This window comes from Janibacter sp. YB324 (assembly GCF_014217915.1).
GTDB classification, from domain to species: domain Bacteria; phylum Actinomycetota; class Actinomycetes; order Actinomycetales; family Dermatophilaceae; genus Janibacter; species Janibacter indicus.
The window spans coordinates 3,069,067-3,084,039 of sequence record NZ_CP060120.1; the positions used below are offsets into that span (position 1 = coordinate 3,069,067).

Annotated in this window: 13 protein-coding genes; 6 read left to right on the top strand and 7 right to left on the bottom strand. The window is 69.9% G+C overall.

Going from position 1 to position 14,973, the window contains the following annotated elements:
• Positions 1–16: 16 nt before the first annotated feature.
• The 3 genes from H7A72_RS15085 to H7A72_RS15095 form a co-directional block, all read right to left on the bottom strand.
• Positions 17–823, bottom strand: a complete 807-nt coding sequence (locus tag H7A72_RS15085; protein WP_143445399.1) for a hypothetical protein — start codon at positions 821–823, stop codon at positions 17–19.
• A 582-nt stretch (positions 824–1,405) separates the two neighbouring features.
• A complete protein-coding gene (locus tag H7A72_RS15090) occupies positions 1,406–1,879 on the bottom strand; it encodes an SRPBCC family protein (RefSeq protein WP_084449715.1) in 474 nt (157 codons plus the stop codon).
• An 11-nt stretch (positions 1,880–1,890) separates the two neighbouring features.
• A complete protein-coding gene (locus H7A72_RS15095; protein ID WP_185221044.1) occupies positions 1,891–4,413 on the bottom strand; it encodes an MMPL family transporter in 2,523 nt (840 codons plus the stop codon).
• A gap of 153 nt (positions 4,414–4,566) precedes the next feature.
• Between H7A72_RS15095 and H7A72_RS15100 the strand changes: the two genes are divergently transcribed.
• The 3 genes from H7A72_RS15100 to ppdK all read left to right on the top strand — a co-directional run bounded on the left by H7A72_RS15100 (position 4,567) and on the right by ppdK (position 9,115).
• Positions 4,567–5,724, top strand: a complete 1,158-nt coding sequence (locus H7A72_RS15100; RefSeq protein WP_185221045.1) for an MFS transporter — start codon at positions 4,567–4,569, stop codon at positions 5,722–5,724.
• 12 nt (positions 5,725–5,736) lie between these two features.
• Complete coding sequence (locus H7A72_RS15105; protein WP_185221046.1) at positions 5,737–6,285, top strand: GNAT family N-acetyltransferase; 549 nt, start codon at positions 5,737–5,739, stop codon at positions 6,283–6,285.
• Between the two features lie 112 nt (positions 6,286–6,397).
• Complete coding sequence (ppdK, locus tag H7A72_RS15110; protein ID WP_185221047.1) at positions 6,398–9,115, top strand: pyruvate, phosphate dikinase; 2,718 nt, start codon at positions 6,398–6,400, stop codon at positions 9,113–9,115.
• Between the two features lie 281 nt (positions 9,116–9,396).
• Here the strand turns inward: ppdK and H7A72_RS15115 are convergent, their stop codons facing one another.
• Positions 9,397–9,636: a hypothetical protein gene (locus H7A72_RS15115; RefSeq protein WP_084449710.1), complete on the bottom strand. Its 240-nt coding sequence runs from the start codon at positions 9,634–9,636 to the stop codon at positions 9,397–9,399.
• A 93-nt stretch (positions 9,637–9,729) separates the two neighbouring features.
• Between H7A72_RS15115 and H7A72_RS15120 the strand changes: the two genes are divergently transcribed.
• Positions 9,730–10,632 carry a LysR family transcriptional regulator gene (locus H7A72_RS15120; RefSeq protein WP_185221048.1) on the top strand — a complete coding sequence of 301 codons (903 nt, stop codon included), beginning with the start codon at positions 9,730–9,732 and terminating at the stop codon, positions 10,630–10,632.
• 108 nt (positions 10,633–10,740) lie between these two features.
• Here H7A72_RS15120 and H7A72_RS16770 read toward each other — a convergent pair whose 3' ends face one another.
• Positions 10,741–11,001 carry a DUF1801 domain-containing protein gene (locus H7A72_RS16770; protein WP_223277672.1) on the bottom strand — a complete coding sequence of 87 codons (261 nt, stop codon included), beginning with the start codon at positions 10,999–11,001 and terminating at the stop codon, positions 10,741–10,743.
• A 207-nt stretch (positions 11,002–11,208) separates the two neighbouring features.
• On the opposite strand from H7A72_RS16770, the gene bla reads away from it, so the two are divergent.
• Positions 11,209–12,135 carry a class A beta-lactamase gene (bla, locus tag H7A72_RS15130; RefSeq protein WP_084449707.1) on the top strand — a complete coding sequence of 309 codons (927 nt, stop codon included), beginning with the start codon at positions 11,209–11,211 and terminating at the stop codon, positions 12,133–12,135.
• 16 nt (positions 12,136–12,151) lie between these two features.
• Here bla and H7A72_RS15135 read toward each other — a convergent pair whose 3' ends face one another.
• Entirely contained in the window at positions 12,152–13,219 is a 1,068-nt protein-coding gene (locus tag H7A72_RS15135) for a Fic family protein (protein WP_370543580.1), read from the bottom strand.
• Between the two features lie 216 nt (positions 13,220–13,435).
• Here H7A72_RS15135 and H7A72_RS15140 point away from each other — a divergent pair, with 216 nt between their 5' ends.
• Positions 13,436–13,945: a hypothetical protein gene (locus tag H7A72_RS15140; protein WP_084449705.1), complete on the top strand. Its 510-nt coding sequence runs from the start codon at positions 13,436–13,438 to the stop codon at positions 13,943–13,945.
• A 117-nt stretch (positions 13,946–14,062) separates the two neighbouring features.
• Here H7A72_RS15140 and H7A72_RS15145 read toward each other — a convergent pair whose 3' ends face one another.
• Positions 14,063–14,815: an N-acetyltransferase gene (locus H7A72_RS15145; RefSeq protein WP_185221049.1), complete on the bottom strand. Its 753-nt coding sequence runs from the start codon at positions 14,813–14,815 to the stop codon at positions 14,063–14,065.
• Positions 14,816–14,973 lie beyond the last annotated feature (158 nt).

Here is a 14,973-nt window from a genome sequence, read left to right on the forward strand (position 1 = left end):
TGGGTGGTGGGTTGGCTCACACGGCCTTGAGGAACTCGCCGAGGATCTTGGAGACCTCAGACGCGGACGAGCCGGACGCCGAGGTGATGAGGTAGGTCGTGCCGCCGGTCTCGCCAGCGCACTGCGTGGTGGAGGACAGCTCGCCGCAGTTGTAGTCGCCGACCTTCTTGGGGTTGTCCCAGATCGCCTCGAAGTCGGCCGGCTTGACGCCCTCGCCGACGACGACCGAGATCGTGTCGGAGCCCTTGCGGTAGACGGCCGTGTCCTGGCCACCGCTGGAGCTGGTCGTCCCGCGCTGCCACCCGTCGAACTCCTCCGGGAGGCTGCCGGCGGCGGCCGAGCTGGACGAGGAGGTCTCGGAGGTCGGCTCCGAGGTTTCGGTCGTCGACTCCGTGGTCGTCTCGGACGTCGGCTCGGAGGTCTCGGTGGTCGACTCGGTCGTCGACTCCGTGGTCGTCTCGCTCGTCGTCGTCGAGGAGGTCGGGTCGTCGTCATCACGGTTGGCGATGAAGAAGCCGCCGATGCAGCAGACCAGGAGCACGAGGGCGACGACGCCGACGATCGCGGCGATGACTCCCTTGCCCATGCCCTTCTTCGGCGGCTGGCCACCGGGCCCACCGCCGTAGGGCTGCCCCGGACCTCCGGGGCCGGCCGGTCCTCCCGGACCGCCGTAGCCGCCGGTCTGACCCGGCTGACCCGGTGCGCCGTAGGCGGGCCCGGAGGAGGGTGGCGTCTGGCCGAACTGACCGGACGGCGGTTGCGTGTTGCCGAAGGAGCCGCCCGGAGGCGGCGGGACGCTCGGGCCCCCTGCTGGTGTGGACATGCGCTCATCGTCCCACGGCGGGGCCGGTTGCGATACGGGCACGACGAAGGGCGGGACTCCCCCTGCGGAGTCCCGCCCTGCGCTGTGGTCCGGAACCCCCCTGCAGGCTCCGGGCCGGTGTCAGGAGGAGCGTCCCCGTGCCCTGCTGACACCCACAAACCTATGGATGCCGCAGTGACGGGTCGATGGGGAGAAGTACCCATCCCTCCCGGGGGTTGTCCCCCGCTCCTCGATGGCGGCGGGAGAGCCGCAGGACGACGGGAGGCCACCTCGAGTGAAATACACAGCGCGTGAGCGAACACGCGCTCTGTCTTTCACTCGAGGAGAGCGTCACAGGACGAAGGGGGAGCCGCAGGACGAAGGGGGATGGCTGCGCACATCAAGCCGACGCGGCAGGCAGCGGAGCGGACGGCGAGGTGGGTTGGCGTGGCGTCAAGCCGAAGTCGAGAACGACCCGGTGACCACGCGACGACGAAGGACTTCGGCAGCGCGCCAACCCTCCTCGCCGGGAGCATCCCCCTTCGTCCGTGGCTTCGAGACACTCGTTCCTCGCTCCTCAGCCACCGGGAGGAGCGGTGCCCCTCAGCGCTCGAGCAGGGCCTTGAGCCGGCGCAGGGTGGTGGCCATGCCGGCCTCCATCTCGCGGTCGAAGTCGGGCACGCCACCGAGCACCTTGTCCTGCAGCGTGCGCGAGATCTGCGTCGTGCCCTGCGGTGCCTCGCGTCGGTGGGTCACCGTCGTGCCACCCGTCGCAGAGGGCGCCAGCTCGAAGGACCAGATCGTCGCGTTGTCCTTGACCCGGAAGGCGTAGTCGCGCGCGGGCTCGAAGCGCACGACCTTGGCGCGGGTCGGCCAGAGCAGCGGACCACGACGATTGATGTTGATCGTGCGCGTGCCGAGCCCGACGGGGGCCGTGCCCACGACGTGGGTGCGCACCACCTGGTCGGACAGTCCGCCGAGGGCTCGCGGATCGGTGATGACCGCCCAGACCTGCTCGGGCGTGGCATCGATGTCGGTCGTGGACTCCAGGAGCGGGGCGTTCTGCGTCGTCGTCATGCGACCCGACCCTATGAGCCGCTGACGGGCTCCGCTGTGGCCGAGGTCTCCCCCTTCGTCACCGGACCCTGCTCCAGGGCGGTGCCCTCGACGTCGAGGTCCGGCAGGATCCGGTCGAGCCAGCGGGGCATCCACCAGGCGCCCTCACCGAGCAGGTGCATCACCGCAGGAGTGAGGGTCATCCGCACGAGGAGCGCGTCGATGAGGACTCCGACGGCGAGCGCAAAGCCGATCGGCCGGATCATCGTCAGGTGGGCGAAGATGAAGCCCGCGAAGACCGCCGCCATGATCAGGGCCGCGGCGAGCACGACCTTGGCGCCGTGGGTGAAGCCGTGCCGCACCGCAGAGCGGGCGTCGGCACCGTGGGCGTGCGCCTCCTTCATCCCGGACACGAGGAACATCTGGTAGTCCATCGCCAGGCCGAAGAGGACGCCGATGAGCATGATCGGCATGAAGCTGAGCATCGGCCCGGGGGTGTCGACACCGAGGATCGAGCCGAGCCAGCCCCACTGGTAGACCGCGACGGCGGCACCGAAGGACGCGGCGACGGACAGCAGGAAGCCGGCGGTCGCGACGAGCGGCACGAGGATGCTGCGGAAGACGATGGTGAGCAGGACGAGCGAGAGCCCGATGACGATCGCCAGGTAGGGAGGAAGCGCGGCGGCGAGCTGCTCGGAGATCTCGATGTTGGCGACGGTCTGGCCGGTGAGGCCGATCTCGGAGTGCGTCGCCGTGCCGATCGGTCCGGCGCTCGCCTTGAGGAGGCGGACGGTGTCGCTCGTCTCCTTGTCCGCAGGGCCGCCTACGGTGACGACCTGGAAGGCGAGCGTGGTCCGGTCGTCACTGACCCCGAAGGGGATGACCGCCTTGACGCCGTCGACGCTGCGCAGCTCCTTGACGAGGTGGCTCTGCTCGACGAGGACCGCGTCCGTGTCCTTCGCCGGCTCGTCGAGGGTTGCGACGGCGATGATCGGACCGTTGGCCCCGGCGCCGAAGTTGTCCTCGACCTCGACGTAGGTCTGGTGGGCGGTGGACTCGAGCGGCTCACTCGACCCGTCCGGCAGCCCGAGGCGAAGGGAGAGCGCCGGCACCGCGATGATCCCGCACAGGGCGATGACAGCGAGCACGACGAGCGCGGGGCGCTTCGTCACGCCGTCGACGTAGCGCGACCCGAAGACCTGGTCGGTGTCGGGCCGGGCAGCATGCTTGGCCCACGCGCGCTTCGAGATGACCCGGCGGCCGACGACGTGGAGCAGGGCCGGGGTGAGCGTCAGGGCGACGCACACGGCGACGACGACGGTCGCGGCGGCGACAAGTCCCATCTGGCCGAGGAGCGGCACGGGGGTGATGACGAGTGCGGTGAGCGCGATGGCGACGGTCGTGCCGGCGACGACGACGGCGCTGCCCGCGGTGCCGACGGCGTGCGCGATGGAGTCGGTCATCTGGCGCCCGTCGAGCAGCTGGATGCGGTGCCGGTTGACGATGAAGAGCGCGTAGTCGATGCCGACGGCGAGGCCGAGCATGAGCGCGAGCGCCGGGGTCATCGCGTGCATGTCGAAGAAGTGCGTCGCGGTCATGGCCCCGGCGAGGCCGACGCCGACGCCGAGGAGGGCACCGGAGATCGGCAGTCCGGCAGCGATGAGCGAGCCGAGGGCGAGGGTGAGCACGATGGCAGCGATGACCAGGCCGACGACCTCACCGGGGCCGACGAGGGTGTTCTCCTGGGTGATCTCGACGCTGTACTGCGTCTGGATCCCGACGTCGTCGAGCTGCTTCCCGATCTCGACGATCGCCTCCTTGACCTCGGGGTCGACGGAGTTGGTGTTGGTGTCGAACTGGATCTGGGTCAGCGCGTAGCCGTCATCGGTGACAAATCGTGTGTCCGCGGCCCCGTGGGCGACGATCGTGCCGGCGTCGTACTGGGTCCGGCCGGTCTTGAGCTTGCGCTCCCCCTTGGCGTAGTCCTTCTTGGCCTTGGCCATCTTCTTCTCGCCGTCCTTGACCTGCTGGCGGATCTCGGCGAGGTGGGGGCTGTCGGGGTCGTTCTTCTCGAAGTAGTCGATCCACGCGTTGCCGTAGTCGAGCTGGCCCTGGGCCTTGGAGATCTTGACCCAGGCCTCGTCGAGGTCCTTCTGGCCCTTGTCGAGGTCCTTCTTCGCGTCCGTCAGGTCGGTGCGCGAGTCGTCGAGGGTCCGCTGGTTGTCGAAGGGGTTGATGACCCGCTTGACGCTCGGCTGGTCCTCCCACTCGCCGTAGACCTTGTCGATCGCCTTGCGCTGCTCGGAGGTGAATGCGCCGTCCTCGGTGTGGAGCACCACCGTGCCGAAGCCGCCTGCTGCGTCGGGGATCTCGGTCTGCAGGTTGTCCAGCACCTCCTCGAACTCGCTCCCGGGCACCGACACCTCGTTGGTCAGGGGGCGACCGAAGGCGGCGGCGCCGGATCCGGCCAGCACGAGGACGACGAGCCAGGCCGCGAGCACGCTCTTGGCGTGGGTGGCGCACCAGCGGCCGAGGCGGTAGAGGCGAAGTGCCATGCGAGTGATCTCCTGATCGAGTCTTCTACTTCCGTAGAACAGTCATCTACAAATGTAGAGGCAATGTCGTTGAGAGGTCAAACGGTGGGAGAGAATGGATCGGTGAATCCCCCTTCGCCCCCCACGGTTGCACGATCGTCCACCGATGGTCGGGTGGGGACAGCCCTCGCCGCCCTGGTGCTCGGGGGCGTCGGCATCGGCGTCACCGAGTTCGTGACGATGGGACTGCTCCCGGAGATCGCCGGGGGCATCGGGACCACGATCCCACAGGCCGGGCACACGATCTCGGCGTACGCGCTCGGCGTCGTCGTCGGCGCACCGACGATCGCGATCTTCGGCAACCGGCTCCCCCGCCGTGAGCTGCTCGTCGCGCTCATGGTCCTCTTCGCCGTGGGCAACGCCCTGAGCGCGGTCGCCACGAGCTACCCGCTGCTCATGCTCGCCCGGCTCGTCGCCGGCATCCCGCACGGCGCGTTCTTCGGCATCGCCTCGATCGTCGCCTTCGACATCGTCGCGCCGGGGCGCGGCGGCTGGGCGGTCAGCCGGATCATGCTCGGCATCCCCATCGCCAACGTCGCCGGCGTCCCACTCGCGACCTGGCTGGGCCAGCAGGCCGGCTGGCGCTCCGCGTACTGGCTCGTCGCCGCGATCGGTGTCCTCACCGCCGTGCTCGTCAGCATCGTCGTCCCGCACCAGCCCGCCGACACAGAGGCCGACGTGCGCAGCGAGCTGTCCGCCTTCGCCGACTCGCAGGTCTGGCTCACACTGCTCGTCGGGTCGGTGGGCTTCGGCGGCGTCTTTGCGATGTACTCCTACATCTCGCCGATCCTGCGCAACCAGACCGGCCTGCCCGCCGACGCGGTGCCGATCTACCTCTTCATCTACGGCGTCGGTGGCCTGCTCGGCACGATGATCGCCGGGCGGCTCGTCGACCTGTCGGTGCTGCGCACGCTCGTCGGGTCGACGATCGCGACCGGGGCCGGCCTCGCCCTCTTCGCCTGGGCCGCCAACTGGGCGATCCCGGCCGGCGTCGTCCTGCTCCTCGTGTGCATCTCCGTCTCGGCCTTCGTCCTCGCCCTCCAGCTGCGGCTCATGGAGGTCGCCGGACGCGCCCGCACCCTCGGCGCCGCCGGCAATCACGCCGCCCTCAACGTCGCCAACGCCCTCGGCGCCTGGCTCGGTGGCCTCGTCCTCGCCGCTGGATGGGGGTGGCAGGCGCCCTCGCTCGTCGGCGCCGGCCTGTCCGCGGCGGGCCTGATCGTCCTCTTCGTCTCGCTGCGGATCCACCGTGGGCGCACGACGCTCGACTGACACAATCGCCCCATGGCGCACCCCGACATCCGCCCGGCCACGCCGGAGGACCTGCCCGACCTGATCCGTCTGGTCAAGGACCTGGCGACGTACGAGAAGGAGCCGGACGCGGCCGTCGCCACGGAGGACGACTTCCGCGCCGCGCTTTTCCCCACGGGCAAGGGCGCAACGCCGATGGCCTGGTGCCACGTCGCCGAGGCGGGCGAAGGCGATGTCCTGAGGCGCGACGCAGGAGCCTCGAAGGGGAGGGACCGCCAGGTCGTCGGGATGGCGCTGTGGTTCCTCACCTTCTCCACCTGGACCGGTCGGCACGGCATCCACCTCGAGGACCTCTACGTCGAGCCGCGGCACCGCGGGTCGGGCCTGGGCAAGGCGCTGCTCGAGACCCTCGCGCAGGAGTGCCGCGAGCGCGGGTACAAGCGGCTGGAGTGGTCCGTGCTCCGGTGGAATGCCCCGTCGATCGCCTTCTACGACTCGCTCGACGCGACGCCGCAGGACGAGTGGCTGACCTACCGGCTCGACGGTGACGCTCTCGAGGCGCTGGGCCGCGACGAGGACTGAAGCCGCTCCCCCCTTCGCCCCTGCCCGTGCGGCGACGCGGAACCGGACGTGGAGATCCGCGTGACGCCTGCCATAGTGGGCGGGTTCCACGCACGCATTTGGGAGGCACCCGGTGATTCAGTACGTCCACATGTTCAGCGAGGGCGATCGCGACCAGAAGGATCTGCTCGGCGGCAAGGGGGCCAACCTCGCCGAGATGGTCAAGCTGGGCCTGCCCGTCCCGCCGGGCTTCACGATCACCACCGAGGCCTGCCGCGCCTACCTCACCGAGGGGCGGGTGCCCCCGGAGGTGCGCGTCGAGGTGACCCAGCGCCTGCGTGACGTCGAGGACCTCATCGGCCGCACCCTCGGCGACTCCGAGGAGCCGCTGTTGCTCTCCGTGCGCTCCGGCGCGAAGTTCTCCATGCCCGGCATGATGGAGACGGTGCTCAACGTCGGCCTCAACGACGACACCGTGCACTCGCTGGCCTCCTTCGCCGGCGACGAGCGCTTCGCGTGGGACTCCTACCGACGCCTGATCCAGATGTTCGGCAAGACGGTGCTCGACATCGACTCCGAGCGCTTCTCCGACGTGCTCGACGCGCACAAGGAGGAGGCGGGGGTACAGGCCGACGTCGACCTGACCGCCGACCACCTCAAGGCGGTCGTCGCCGAGTTCAAGCAGATCGTGCTCGACGAGACGGGCAAACCCTTCCCGCAGACGCCGCGTCGCCAGGTCGACATGGCGATCGAGGCGGTCTTCCGCAGCTGGAACACCGAGCGCGCCCAGCTCTACCGTCGCCGCGAGCGGATCGCCGACGACCTCGGCACCGCGGTCAACGTGCAGGCGATGGTCTTCGGCAACCTCGGCGAGACCTCCGGCACCGGCGTGTGCTTCACCCGCGACCCCTCCTCCGGCCACTCGGGGGTCTACGGCGACTACCTGCCCAATGCCCAGGGCGAGGACGTCGTCGCCGGCATCCGCAACACGCTCGCGCTCACCGACCTCGAGGAGCGCGACGCGGGCGCCTACAAGGAGCTGCGTGCGGCGATGCGCCGCCTCGAGACGCACTACCGCGACCTGTGCGACATCGAGTTCACCATCGAGCGCGGCAAGCTGTGGATGCTGCAGACCCGCGTCGGCAAGCGCACCGCCGGCGCCGCCTTCCGCATCGCGACCCAGCTCGTCGACGAGGCCCTGATCACCATGGACGAGGCGCTCGAGCGGGTGACCGGCGAGCAGCTGAGCCAGCTGCTCTTCCCGCAGTTCGACCGCGAGGCCGAGCGCACCCTCATCGCCACGGGCATGGGTGCCTCGCCGGGCGCGGCCGTGGGCGCCGTCGCCTTCGACAACGCCAGCGCCGAGGCCAAGCAGGCCGAGGGCAGCTCGGTGATCCTCGTGCGTCGCGAGACCTCCCCCGAGGACCTGCCCGGCATGATCGCCGCGGCCGGCATCCTCACCGCGCGCGGCGGCAAGACCTCGCACGCGGCCGTCGTCGCCCGAGGCATGGGCAAGTGCGCCGTCGTCGGCGCCGAGGACCTCGTCGTCGACGTGGCGAGCAAGGAAATCCGGGTCGGCGAGCACGTCGTGCGCGAGGGCGACACCCTGGCCATCGACGGCAAGACCGGCGAGGTCTTCCTCGGCGACGTCCACGTCGTCGACTCGCCCGTCATGACCTACATCTCCGAGGGCATCGAGGCCGCCCGGGCGATCTCCGACGGCGAGGAGACGACCGAGCTCATCGAGGCCGTCGACCGGCTGCTCACCCACGCCGACGCCCGACGTCGGCTCAAGGTGCGGGCCAACGCCGACACGGGCGAGGACGCCCAGCGGGCGCGCGACCGCGGCGCCGAGGGCATCGGCCTGTGCCGCACCGAGCACCAGTTCCTCGGTGAGCGACGCCAGCAGATCGAGCGGGTCGTCCTCGCGGAGACCGACGAGGAGCGCGATGCCGCCCTCGCCGAGCTGCTGCCGGCGCAGATCGAGGACTTCGCCCAGCTGCTCTCCGCGATGGACGGGCTGCCGACGACGATCCGGCTCATCGACCCGCCGCTGCACGAGTTCCTCCCCGACCTCACCGACCTGACCGTCGAGGTGGCCTTGGCGGAGGAGCGCGGCGAGAGCGGCCCCGAGGTCGAGCGGGCCCGGGCGCTGCGCGACGCCGTCCGCGCGATCCACGAGTCCAACCCGATGCTCGGCCTGCGCGGCGTGCGCCTCGGGCTGAAGATCCCCGGCCTCTTCGGCCTGCAGATCCGTGCGATCGCCGAGGCCGTCGTGCGCCTGCGCGAGGAGGGCAAGGACCCGCAGCCGGAGATCATGGTCCCGCTCATCGGGTCCAACCGTGAGCTCGTCATCGTCCGCGCCCAGGCGGAGGAGATCATCGCCGAGGTCGCCGAGGCCCACAACCAGGCGATCGACCTGCCGATCGGCTGCATGATCGAGCTGCCGCGCGCGGCCCTCACGGCCAACCGCATCGCCCAGACCGCCGACTTCTTCTCCTTCGGCACCAACGACCTGACCCAGACGACGTGGGGCTTCTCCCGCGACGACGTGGAGACGGCCTTCTTCCCGAAGTACCTGGAAAACGGCGTGCTGACGATCTCCCCCTTCGAGACCCTCGACGCGCTCGGTGTCGGCGAGCTCGTGCGGATCGGTGTCGACAAGGGCCGCGAGACCCAGCCCGGCCTCAAGACCGGTGTCTGCGGCGAGCACGGCGGCGACCCGGAGTCGATCCACTTCTTCAACGACGCCGGACTCGACTACGTGAGCTGCTCCCCCTTCCGCGTCCCGGTGGCGCGCCTGGAGGCCGGCCGCGCGGTCGTGCTCACCGACGACGTCGGCACCCGCTGACCGGACCTCGTCCGGGCACGACGAAGGCCCCGAGACCGCACAGGGCGGGACTCCCGACGAGGGGGTCCCGCCCTTCGTCATGCTGGCCCGGTATTGAACCGGTAGCCCCGGGAGCCGGCGGGCCCCTTGGACTGCTGCCGGCTTCCAGGGCTACCGGTTCAACACACAACCTTCATGACGCATGGGCGTCAGTACCTCGTCCGGGCACGACGAAGGCCCCGCACCACATGGTGCGGGGCCTTCGTCACGTCCGGGCTGGATTCGCCCCCGGACGGTCGCGCTCAGCGCGTGGAGAGGACCGGGTGGAAGCGGTCGCTCATCCGGTTGTCGTAGGGCGCGTTGTAGCGCGGCGCCGACTCGGCGGAGACGATGAGGTCCTGCTTGGACGTGCGGGTCTCGTCCTGGGACATGGCGGCCAGCTCGGCGGCCATGCGGGTGTGGTCGGAGTCCGGGCCGGCACCCCAGTGGCGGTTGGCGGCGGGACGAAGGGCGTTGATGTAGGTCATCCAGAGCTTCTCCATGTCCACAATGATGTCAGCGTCAACTATCCGTGACCAATGCAGTTTTGTGTCAGTTCATGCAGGTTTGCTTCATCGTCGGGTAGTCTGCCGGTCATGGTCGACGCCCACCGACTCCGGACCTTCTTGTCCGTCATGGCTTCCGGCTCGGTCAACGCGGCCGCCGGGCACCTCGGCTACTCACCGTCGGCGGTGAGCCAGCAGATCGCCGCGCTGCAGAAGGAGACCGGGCTCACACTCTTCACCCGCCAGGGGCGCGGGATCGAGCCCACACCGGCGGCTCACACGCTCGCGGCGGAGTCCGAGCAGCTCATGACGGAGCTCAAGCGGGTCGACGCCGTCGTCGACGACCTGCGCGAAGGGAGCACCGGCTCGCTGGCGATCGGGTACTTCGCGTCGGCGGGCTATCGGTGGATGCCGCAGCTGGCCAAACGGCTGCAGGCGAAGATGCAGGAGCTGACCCTGCAGATGGTCCTCACCGAGGGCTACCCTCGCGGCGAGGCACCGGTCGTCGACATCGACGTCGTACCCGCCGACCCCACCACCTCGGTCCGTGCCGGCCACCTCGTCACTCCCCTGATGACCGACCACTTCGTCGCGCTCGTGCCGGCCGACCACAAGCTCGCCGGGCGGCGCCGGGTCGAGATGGCCGAGCTCGCCGACAGCTCGTGGATCAGCAACGACATCTCCGCCGGCATCACCCAGGACATGGTCGACCGCGCCTGCCGCGCAGCGGGGTTCCGACCCCGATACACGGTCGAGGCGCAGGACCACTACACGGCCACGGCCTTCGTCGCGGCGGGTGTGGGCATCACGGTCCTGCCCGACCTCGCCAGCCGCTCGATCCCCAAGTCGGTGCGCCGCCTGCGCCTGACCAACCCCAACCCGGTGCGTGACATCGTCGCGCTCACCGCGCCCGTGGCCCGGTCCAACGAGGCGGCCAAGCTCGCCGTCGACCTGCTGCAGCAGATCGCCGCCGCCTCTGCCCGGCGCCGGTGACGCCCCCTTCGGCTCAGCGTTCCCACGCGCCTCCCGATTTCCGGGTCACCCGAGAAACCCCCTCTTCGCATGAGTTTCAAACCCTTGCGAACCGGCGGAAACTCTTGCTCAGCTCTCGCCGGACCCCTCCCAGGAGCGCTCGACGAGCTCGCGCAGGACGTCGGCGTCGACGTCCTCCAATCGCTTGATGTAGACGCAGCCCTTGCCGGTGGTGTGCTTCCCGAGGCGGTCGAGCAGGTCCTCGTTGGACCCGTGGAAGGTCAGTCCGTAGAGCGTCAGCGCTGCCTTGCGCGGGGCGAGACCGATGCGGAACCACTCGCGCTCCTTGCCATCTGCCGTCGTGTAGGGCTGGGCACCGAAGCCGATCATCGACGGACCCCCACACGACCGGCTCGACCCCGGAGACCTCGCGCATGAGGTCGAGCACGGCCTGCGCGTCCGTGCGGCGGCGCTCGTCGGCCACGGTGCCGAGCACCTCGTCGGGGGAGGTGTCGGTGGGCTTGGTCTTGCGGTCGCTGGCCATGGACCGAGGCTTGTCCGGTTGCGGGGTCCGCCCGGGGCAGATGTGCTGGTCGCATGATCATCGAGCGCACCGGCCCCATCCGCACGCCGTCGAACCGAGGGGTGGGACGCCGGCGACTGCTCGCGGCCGGCCTCGGGGTGGGCGGCTCCCTCCTCGGCGCACCCACGATCGCCGGGGCGGTGCCCTCTTCGTCATCATCGCGATCGGCCACCTCGGACCCCGTTGCCGCACTGGAGGACAAGCTCGACAGCCGGATCGGTCTCTACGCCCGCAACCTGGGCACCGACGCCACCCTGGCGCACCGGGCCGACGACCGAGAGGCGATGTGCTCGACCTTCAAGACGCTGGCTGCGGCCACCGCCCTGCGGCGTGGAATCGACCTCGACCGGGTCATCCGCTATGCCACGAGCGATCTCGTCGACTACTCGCCGATCACCGGTGAGCGCCGCCGCATGACGGTCGGCGAGCTCTGCGACGCCGCGATCCGTTACTCCGACAACGCCGCCGCCAACCTCCTCCTCGAGCGCATCGGCGGGCCGCGGGGGCTGACCCGCGAGATGCGTCGCCTCGGGGACCGCGTGACCCGCCTCGACCGGTGGGAGACCGAGCTCAACACCGCCATACCCGGGGACCCGCGCGACACGAGCACGCCTCGTGCGCTGGCGACGACGTATCGCCGGCTGACCCTCGGCGACGGGCTGACGGGCAGCGACCGGTGGGCGCTGCGCGGGTGGCTCGAGGCGAACACGACGAGCGTCAAGACCTTCCGTGCCGGCCTCCCGCAGGGGTGGTGGAGCGCCGACAAGACCGGCTCCGGCAGTTACGGCGTGACGAACTGCGCGGGACTGGTCTCGGCGCCGGACGGCACCCAGATCGTCTTCGCCGCACTGACCCGACGGTCCACCACCGACCCCGAGGCCACCGGGCACCCCGACCTGATGCGCTCGATCGCGGAGCTCATCGTCGCCGAGGTCGGCTGACCTCGGCGGCGAACACTCACCGACCACCTTCGCCCTGCTCGCTGAGCAACAGCGTGAGGAACTCGCGGTTGATGAAAAGCCGGTCGCGCCCGACCTTGTGGTCGTCAAGAAGTCCAGCGGAAGCCAGCTCGGACAACCAGCGGGTGGCAGTAGGTCTGGACACGCCGCATCGATCAATCACGGTCGCTATGCGGCAGTAAGGCTGCTCGAAGAGGACCGCGAGGAACTCCGCGTCGGCACCCCCCTTGGACACAGCGCGAGCCCTGCGGGCGAAGTCCGCCTGGAGCTCTCGGGTCGCGCTGATCTTGGCGACCGTCGCCGTGGATGTTCGCTCGACTCCGGCCAAGACATAGCGGATCCACTCCTCCCAGTTGCCCGCGCTGGTGACCTCCCGCAGGAGGCGGTAGTAATCGTCCTTGGTCCGGATGATGTAGCGGGAGAGGTAGAGGACCGGCATGTGCAGGAGACCGGCCTCGACGAGCATGAGGACGTTGAGGATGCGGCCAGTACGTCCGTTGCCGTCCGAGAAGGGGTGGATCGCCTCGAACTGGTAATGGGCTGCGGCCATGCGCACCAGCGGGTCGAGACCGTCGTCCGCATGGACGAAGCGCTCCCACTCGGTGAGCTTGTCACGAATGACGTCCGCCCCTTCGGGCGGGCTGTAGACGATCGCTCCGGTCGCAGGGTTGGCGATGCGCGTCCCAGGGAGGGACCGTACGCTCATCTCCCGTGCATGGATGGTGCTGCACACACGCTCGGCCGTCCCCATGGTGAGGCCCCGGTCCCGCACCATCCGAAACCCGGCGTGCAAGGCGGTCCGGTATCGCAGGGTCTCCCGCACCGCAGGGTCCGTCGACGAGTCGTCATCGTCCATGTGTCGAAAGAGGTCGTCGGACGTCGTGACGACGTTTTCGATCTCCGAGCTGGCTTGTGCCTCGAGGAGCGGGATCGTGTTGATGAGCACGCCGGGGTTGGGCATGGCTCGGCTTGCCTGGTCGAGGCGAGCAACCGCCTCACGAGCACCGATCGCTGCCTTGAGGACAGCCTTGGTCTCCAAGGTGTCGGCAGGCGGGGGTGCCGGCAACTCGTTGAAGGGCCGATCTGCCCGCCATTTCCTCATGTCACATAACCTGACACGTTGCTCTGGATATGTAAACATTTGCGCCGATTTTTTACATGATTCACCCCGGGGCTTGAGGACTCCAGCGAGCGGAGTCGCGCCAGTTCGCTGTCGGTAGACGGTCATACGTTGACTCGAAGCGCTGCACGGGCCGCGCTTCGAACCCGCAGGGGATGTGACATGAACGTTGAAATCATCGCCACGGTGGCCGCCACTGTCGTGACGGTCGGAACTGCCGGCACCCGCGTGCTCGGACGGATGACACTCAACGCACGAGCAGAGGGACAGCTCCGCCAGGCTGAACTCTTACGACGGGCTGGCATCGCCGACGAGGCCAGGTACCACGACCGACAGGCCAAGGTCTTCCTGGTGAGGCCTGCCGTCATGCAGGAGCGGGGCATCATCGGCCCGATCGGCTTTGCCGACCTCGCGGCCTACGGACTTCTCCTGGGCGCCGGAGTCGTCGCCTTGTGGGCAGACCTGGCCCTGCCGGCCGTCATCATCGCGTTCGGGCTGACTCTGGGGGCGATGGCCCTCATCATCCTCGACAGCGCGGCGGTCGATCGCGCATGCAAGACGAAGGCCGCAGCCTACGACGACCGGCGCCTTTCGCGTTCGAGCTCACGGCTTCGCCCCTGGCTCGCCTTGTCGGCCCTGCTGGGGGTTGCCCTCCTCACCTTCAGGCGATAGGCGGTTTCGAGGCTCGGCCGCGGGCGACCTCGCACCTCAACCACCGGGGCAGCTCGCTGGCGCTCGCACCTCAACCACCAGGGCAGCTCCCTTCGAGACGGTCGCTGCGCGACCTCCTCAGGGACCGGCGGGGGCGGCGCGCAGGTCGTGGCGCACCCAGACATTCGGCTCGACGTAGACCGCGTGGTCGTTGGCGAGGTCGACGTGGACCGGGGCGAGGCCCCCTTCGACCTCGACAGACCCGTCCGTGTCGAAGGACAGGCCCGTCCACTCCCGCCACTGGGCCAGCGTCCCGGGGATCGTCATGGACAACGGCGCCACCTGCACGATGCGGCCGCCGAGGCGCACGTGCGCGCGCAGCCAGGGGTCGACCGGCAGCCCGTCCTCGCGGACCCGACGCGCGTACTCGTCTGCGGCAGTGCGGGGTTCGAGCCACTTGCGGGTCGGGCGCACCGGGCCGAAGAGGTCGCGGCACCCGAGCGCCGCGTAGCGCCGACGCGCCTCGGCGAGGAGTGCACCGCTCAGGCCCTGGCCCCGCCGGCTCACCGCGACCCGCGCCTCGATGAGGCTGACCGTCGACAGGTCCGGGGCCTCCCCCTTCGCCGCCAGCCACTCGGCCTCCTGCATCGCGGCGTCCCAGCCCCGCGCCGGCAGGTCCGCCAGACCGTGGCCGAAGGGCACCGCGTGCAGCCGCGCGACCGCCGCCTCACCCTCGATGACGACGAGGTGCAGCTGCGGGAAGGCGTCGACCGCCGCCTCGTAGGCCCGGTCCGAGGTCGGGTCCTGGAGCATGAAGGTCGGCCAGTCCCCGGCGATCGACCAGAAGGCGTCGACGAGGTCCGGCCGCTCGGCGAGGGAGTGCGTCTCCATCGCCCCATCCAAGACGAAGGGAGCCGCCCCGACCAGTGGGTTTCGCCCGCGGCCCTTCCCCCGCTGGTGGAGGTGCGACGAAGGAGCCTCGACACCAGAGCCACGCAGGGTCTCGAGGGCCTCGCTGGCGCTCGGCCACCTCGACCAACGGGGGTGTG

Coding starts and splice junctions, on each gene's coding strand:
- bla (WP_084449707.1), top strand. CDS start 11,209: ATGATCATCGAGCGCACCGGCCCCATCCGCACGCCGTCGAACCGAGGG.
- H7A72_RS15145 (WP_185221049.1), bottom strand. CDS start 14,815: ATGGAGACGCACTCCCTCGCCGAGCGGCCGGACCTCGTCGACGCCTTC.
- H7A72_RS15085 (WP_143445399.1), bottom strand. CDS start 823: ATGTCCACACCAGCAGGGGGCCCGAGCGTCCCGCCGCCTCCGGGCGGC.
- H7A72_RS15140 (WP_084449705.1), top strand. CDS start 13,436: ATGAACGTTGAAATCATCGCCACGGTGGCCGCCACTGTCGTGACGGTC.
- H7A72_RS15120 (WP_185221048.1), top strand. CDS start 9,730: ATGGTCGACGCCCACCGACTCCGGACCTTCTTGTCCGTCATGGCTTCC.
- H7A72_RS15090 (WP_084449715.1), bottom strand. CDS start 1,879: ATGACGACGACGCAGAACGCCCCGCTCCTGGAGTCCACGACCGACATC.
- H7A72_RS15115 (WP_084449710.1), bottom strand. CDS start 9,636: ATGGAGAAGCTCTGGATGACCTACATCAACGCCCTTCGTCCCGCCGCC.
- H7A72_RS15105 (WP_185221046.1), top strand. CDS start 5,737: ATGGCGCACCCCGACATCCGCCCGGCCACGCCGGAGGACCTGCCCGAC.
- H7A72_RS15095 (WP_185221044.1), bottom strand. CDS start 4,413: ATGGCACTTCGCCTCTACCGCCTCGGCCGCTGGTGCGCCACCCACGCC.
- H7A72_RS16770 (WP_223277672.1), bottom strand. CDS start 11,001: ATGATCGGCTTCGGTGCCCAGCCCTACACGACGGCAGATGGCAAGGAG.